Genomic DNA, 5,434 nt, shown 5'->3' with positions numbered 1-5,434 from the left:
TGAGTAGGGCAAGCATGCGTCGCATCAATTCGATATCAAAAAACAGCCGCATTCCCACTTGGAGAGAGACGTGGAAAAGAGCAAGGGTCGTATTCAGGACAAGGTCGCCATCGTCACCGGCGGTGCTTCCGGCATCGGTGCGGAAACCGCGGCCTTGTTCGCGCGTGAAGGCGGCAAGGTCATCGTTGCCGACATCAACGAGAAGCTTGGCGCCGAGGTTGTCGAGCGCATCACCAAGGCCGGCGGTATCGCCCATTTCCTTCGTGCCGACATGGGCAAGATGGCCGATATCAAGGCCATGATCGACTTCGCGGTGACGACGTACGACCGGCTCGATGTGCTGGTCAACAACGCGGCGATCGAGAGCAGCAAGCCCGAGGTCGATACCAGCGAAGAAGAGTACGACGCGATCATGAACGTCAATGTCAAAGGCGTGTTCTTCGCGACCAAGTTCGCCGTGCCAGTGATGATCAAAAACGGTGGCGGCTCGATCATCAATCTGTCGTCGGTCTACGGGCTGATCGGCTCGCAGGGCTATGCGGCCTATCACGCCTCCAAGGGAGCGGTGCGTCTGCTGACCAAGAGCACTGCGATCGCGCATGCCCGCAAGGGCATTCGCGCCAACTCGATCCACCCCGGCGCGATCGATACACCGCTGCTGCGCAAGACCATCAACAGCATGCCCGACCCGGTGGCGGCCGAAGCGGCGTTCATCAACGGCCAGCCGGCCGGCTACCTCGGCCATCCGATCGAAATCGCCTACGGCTGTCTGTTCCTCGCGTCCGACGAATCGAAGTTCGTGATGGGCACGGAGCTCGTCATCGACGGCGGCATGGTGGCGAACTAGAACTCGGCAAGCTGGCTGGCACACCGCATCTTGCGAGTTCCGGTCGCTACCGCGATACGAGGGCGCCGCTGTCGCGCAAAGTCTGCGCGACGGCTTTTGCAATCTGTCGATAGCCCTCTGCGTTCGGATGCACGAGGCCGGCCTTCAAAGCGGGCTGCATCAGGGTATCGGCCATGGCATGCAGATCGACTCTCACCTGTCCCGGCCGCGCCATGCCGGCGAACAGCGGATCGATCTGGCTCGCGCCCGGCGCCGGCACCGCGAGCAGCAGCACCGGCACGGAGGCTTCGGCCGCCAGATCAAGCATCGCGCCGAGGTTGGCGCCGATCTGCGCGACCGGCACGCCGCGCAGGAAGTCGTTGACGCCGAGGCAGAGGATCAACAGGCCGGGCCTGCTGTCGCGCAGCACCGCAGCGAGCCGTTCGCGGCCCTGCGCCGTCGTTTCGCCCGGCACGCCGGCATTGATGACGTCGTGCCCGATCAAGGTCACGAGTCGCTGCGGATAGTTTTCGCCGGACCCACCGATGCCGGAGGTCAGGCTGTCGCCGAAAGCGAGCACCACCGCTTTGTCGGCCAGTGGCACCAGTTCTCCGGCGAGCGCCAGCGCGGGCGCTGTCGCACCGATCGCCAGCAACGCGGCTGCGAGCAGCCGCGGCAAGACGCTTGAACGCGGTGATTGCGACGAAGCAAGGAAGCTGTTCGGGATCAGCCCGGAAGTCATGGCCTGGCGTCAGGCAGTCAAGCCGAAACGGTCAGCGCGAGCGGCATTCCAGCGCTTCTGCCAGCGCTCGGGCGGGGTGCCAAGCAACGCACCGGGCTGCAGGAACTCGTAGCAGTCCGCCGCGCTGCAGACCTGATTGGGCCCGACTCTCTGCCAGAGATGTTCGGGCTCCAGATCTTCCGGATGCGACAAGCCCGCCGCGGCGACGATCTCGGCCAGGGCATCGACGGTGTGCCGATGGAAGCTGGCGACGCGGTCGGCCTTGTCTGGCACCACGAGGCCGCGGCCGCGCTTCGGATCTTGCGTGGCGACACCGGTCGGGCAGCGATCGGTGTGGCAGGACAGCGACTGCACGCAGCCCAGCGCGAACATGAAGCCGCGCGCCGCGTTGCACCAGTCGGCACCCAGCGCGAGATTCGCAGCCAGCCCGTAGCCGGAGGTGACCTTGCCGGCCGCACCGAGATGCAGGTGCTCGCGCAGGCCGGTGCCGACCAGCACGTTCTGCACCAGGATCAAGCCTTCACGCAGCGGCATGCCGACGTGATTCGACAACTCCAGCGGCGCCGCACCAGTGCCGCCCTCGGCGCCGTCGACGACGATGAAATCCGGTGTGATGCCGGTTTCGAGCATCGCCTTGGCGATCGCCATGAACTCGGTCGGATCGCCGATGCACAGCTTGAAGCCGACCGGCTTGCCACCGGAAAGCTCGCGCAGCTGGGCGACGAATTTCATCAGGCCGATCGGGCTGTCGAAAGCGCTGTGGGCGGATGGCGAGATGCAGTCTTCGCCGATCGGCACGCCACGCGCTTCGGCGATTTCCTCGGTCACCTTCTGCCCGGGCAGCACGCCGCCGTGGCCGGGCTTGGCACCTTGCGACAGCTTGATCTCGATCATCCGGATCTGCTCGAGGCCGGCGGTTTCGCGGAATTTCTCGGGGTCGAAACGGCCATCGTCAGCGCGGCAGCCGAAGTAGCCGCTGCCGAGTTCCCAGACCAGATCGCCGCCGAACTCGCGGTGGTAGCGCGATACGCCGCCTTCGCCGGTGTCGTGATAGAAGCTGCCGGCCTTGGCGCCACGGTTCAGCGCGCGGATGGCGTTGGCGGACAGTGAGCCGAAGCTCATCGCCGAGATGTTGAACACCGAGGCCGAATACGGCTGCGTGCATCGCTCGCCGCCGATGGTCACGCGCAGATCGCCCTTCGGCTTCGGGCGCGGTGCGATCGAATGGGCGATCCATTCGTAGCCTTCGCTGTAGACATCCATCTCGGTGCCGAACGGATGCGAGTCGATCGCCCCCTTGGCCCGCTGATAGACCAGCGCCCGCTCTTCCCGCGAGAACGGTCGGCCATCGCTATCGCTTTCGAACAGGTATTGCCGCAGCTCCGGACGCACCGCTTCGATCATCCAGCGCACCCTTGAAATCAACGGGTAATTGCGCCACAGGCTGTGGCGATGCTGGAACAGATCGAGGGTGCCGACCAGGGCCAGCACCGAGAAGGTCGCGAACAGCGGCACCCAGTAATGATCCATCGCGCCGACCACTGCGAAGCTGCCGGCCGCCAGCAGGATGGCGAGATAGGGCAGGTAGCGATTGATGGTGGGATAGCGGTACAGGAAGTCGATCGCGCCGATGATCGAAAACGCCGAGAACACCGCCAGCGCGCCGTTCCAGAACGGATTCATCATCGTGCCCAGCGCCGATACGGCGGTGGCAAGCAGGGCGGTGGTTACCAACAGATTTCGCTTGAGATTGCGCTTCATGGATCGTCGCTGAGGCTGCAGATGAGATCAGCCTGCCACAGTTGCCGGACTCGATTGCGGTGGTTCGGTGGTCTCGTCGCGGGCGCGGGCTTGGTCGATAATCTGCGCCCCGCAACAATGCTCCCGAGTGAAGTCGTTGAACAAGAAACGAACTGTGCTGATCGCGGTGCTGGCGGTGACCGGGCTGGTCGTCGGACTTGTCGCCACGATGGAAACCCGAGAGGCTCGGCTGAACCGTCTGCAGACGCGGTACAGCGCGCTCGCTGAAGAACTGGGCCGCCTGTGCCCGATCGCGGCACCCGAAGATCAGGCCGCGTTCGATCGCTGCCGGCAGGCGCTTTTCGGGGATTCTCTGCTGCGTCGGGACTTGCCTGAGGAACTGCTCTGGGGCCGGGCGCGTGGCAAGCCGCTGAAGGACACGCCGCTGACCCAGTTCGCGCCCGATGTCTACGCCGGCCTGTACGCGCCGCTGTTCATGTTCGCCGGCACTGCTCAGGTTACGTTCGATGAAGCCGAGCAGTCGTACAAGGCGACCCTGCCGGTCAAGTTCCGCAATCGTCTGCCGCCGGGGCAGTTCCCGTATCCGTTCTGGCACGACAAGACCAAGTGGAGTTCGTATCAGTCGGCCACAGCGCTGGTGTTCTACCTGAAGCGGACGACCGGCAAGATCAGGGTCGCGCAGTTCGTCCCCGGCACCGTCAGCGACGCGCTGCTGGCCGAGGCGACAAGCGAGGCCGCGGCATTCGACGGCAAGTGGCTGTGGACCGATGCCGACGGCCACACGCAACCCCAGGTCACCGTGTTCGACGGCCTGTACAGCCACGACAACCCGCATCTGGCGATCATCGAAACGGCTTATCAGGCATTGGCGCTGGAGATGCGCAACGGCGAATGCGACAAATGCCACGTGCCGAACAACCCGAACAAGATGAAAAATCTGGTGCTGCTGCAGACGCCGGCGCATGCGGCCGGCGAGATCAAACGCATCCTGCGTGCGGTGCGCAAAGGCGAGATGCCGGAAGACAAGGACGGCCACGAAAAGCCTCTACCGGCAGCGGCCAAGGCCAGCCTGCTGAGCAAGGCGGAAGCCTTCGATGCAGTGCTGACGGAAGCGCGGGCTTGGGAAGCGCAGAAAAAGGCTGCGCTGCACTAGGCGTTTCCCTGCGGATGTTCAAAGAACTCGTCATCACCGCGCTGGCTTGAATGTAGTTCTGAAGCGGTGAGCCACGGCTGAAACTGGATGCCCGTCTACGCGGGCATGACGGGATTTCAGGTGTCGACCTGACTTGAAGACGATGTGGATTCCGTCGTATCGACCCTGAAATCCGGACGCTGCGGCATCGTCCTGTTTCTTCCTCCAGGTCAGGCTTCAGGCTCACCAATCAGGCTGTGGAATCCCGACATGAACGAGTCCCCGAACAAGCCAGCCGCCCGGCCTTGGCTGCGTTGCGCCAGCACGGCGCTGATCTCATCGCTGGCGCTCGCGCCTCTGGTGCCGCTGCAGGCCGCTGAACCAAGCGCCACGACGCGGCCCGTGCTGGTCGAACTGTTCACCTCGCAGGGCTGCTCGTCCTGCCCGCCGGCCGATGCCGTGCTGCGCGAACTGGCTGGGCGCAGTGATGTGCTGGCGCTCGGCTTTCATGTCGACTACTGGGACTACCTTGGCTGGGCCGATCCGTTCGCCAGCCCGCAGTTCACCGCGCGCCAGCAAGCCTATGCGCAGCGGCAGGGCTGGCAGGTCTATACGCCGCAGCTGGTGATCGACGGCGATACCGCGCTGGTCGGCTCGCGGCGTGGTGCCGCGGAGGATGGCATCGACTCGGCACGCAAGGCGCAGCGAACGGTGCCGGCTCAGATCGTTCGCGATGGTGCCGCCCTGCGGCTGACCGTCGGCAAAGCCGAAGCGAGCGACGCTGCCGGCGAAGTCTGGCTGCTGAGCTTCGATACCGAGCGCAGCACCGACATCGCCAAGGGCGAGAACGCCGGCCGGCACATCGTCTATCCGAATGTGGTGCGCTCGCTGCGCAAGCTCGGCGATTGGCGCAATGAACCGCTGGACCTGCGCGAAACCCTGAAGCCGGACGAGCGTGGCGAGCGGCTGGCGC

General features: G+C 64.7%; 5 protein-coding genes. 3 read left to right on the top strand and 2 right to left on the bottom strand.

Annotated elements, in window-relative coordinates; genetic code table 11:
• Window positions 1-70 precede the first annotated feature (70 nt).
• Window positions 71-847 carry an SDR family NAD(P)-dependent oxidoreductase gene (locus QZY06_RS15415; protein WP_293389062.1) on the top strand — a complete coding sequence of 259 codons (777 nt, stop codon included), beginning with the start codon at window positions 71-73 and terminating at the stop codon, window positions 845-847.
• A gap of 46 nt (window positions 848-893) precedes the next feature.
• On the opposite strand, the gene QZY06_RS15410 is transcribed toward QZY06_RS15415, so the two are convergent.
• A complete protein-coding gene (locus QZY06_RS15410; RefSeq protein WP_295685950.1) occupies window positions 894-1,568 on the bottom strand; it encodes a GDSL-type esterase/lipase family protein in 675 nt (224 codons plus the stop codon).
• A 9-nt stretch (window positions 1,569-1,577) separates the two neighbouring features.
• Window positions 1,578-3,098, bottom strand: a complete 1,521-nt coding sequence (locus tag QZY06_RS15405) for an FMN-binding glutamate synthase family protein (RefSeq protein WP_367275658.1) — start codon at window positions 3,096-3,098, stop codon at window positions 1,578-1,580.
• Between the two features lie 367 nt (window positions 3,099-3,465).
• Here QZY06_RS15405 and QZY06_RS15400 point away from each other — a divergent pair, with 367 nt between their 5' ends.
• Both QZY06_RS15400 and QZY06_RS15395 read left to right on the top strand, forming a co-directional pair.
• A complete protein-coding gene (locus QZY06_RS15400; protein ID WP_295685948.1) occupies window positions 3,466-4,482 on the top strand; it encodes a hypothetical protein in 1,017 nt (338 codons plus the stop codon).
• Between the two features lie 249 nt (window positions 4,483-4,731).
• Window positions 4,732-5,434, top strand: a 703-nt coding sequence (locus tag QZY06_RS15395) for a thioredoxin family protein (RefSeq protein WP_295685947.1), incomplete at its 3' end; no start/stop codon positions are given.

Source organism: uncultured Nevskia sp. (genome assembly GCF_903885465.1).
GTDB lineage: Bacteria > Pseudomonadota > Gammaproteobacteria > Nevskiales > Nevskiaceae > Nevskia.
This window is presented reverse-complemented; position numbering and strand designations above follow the sequence as displayed.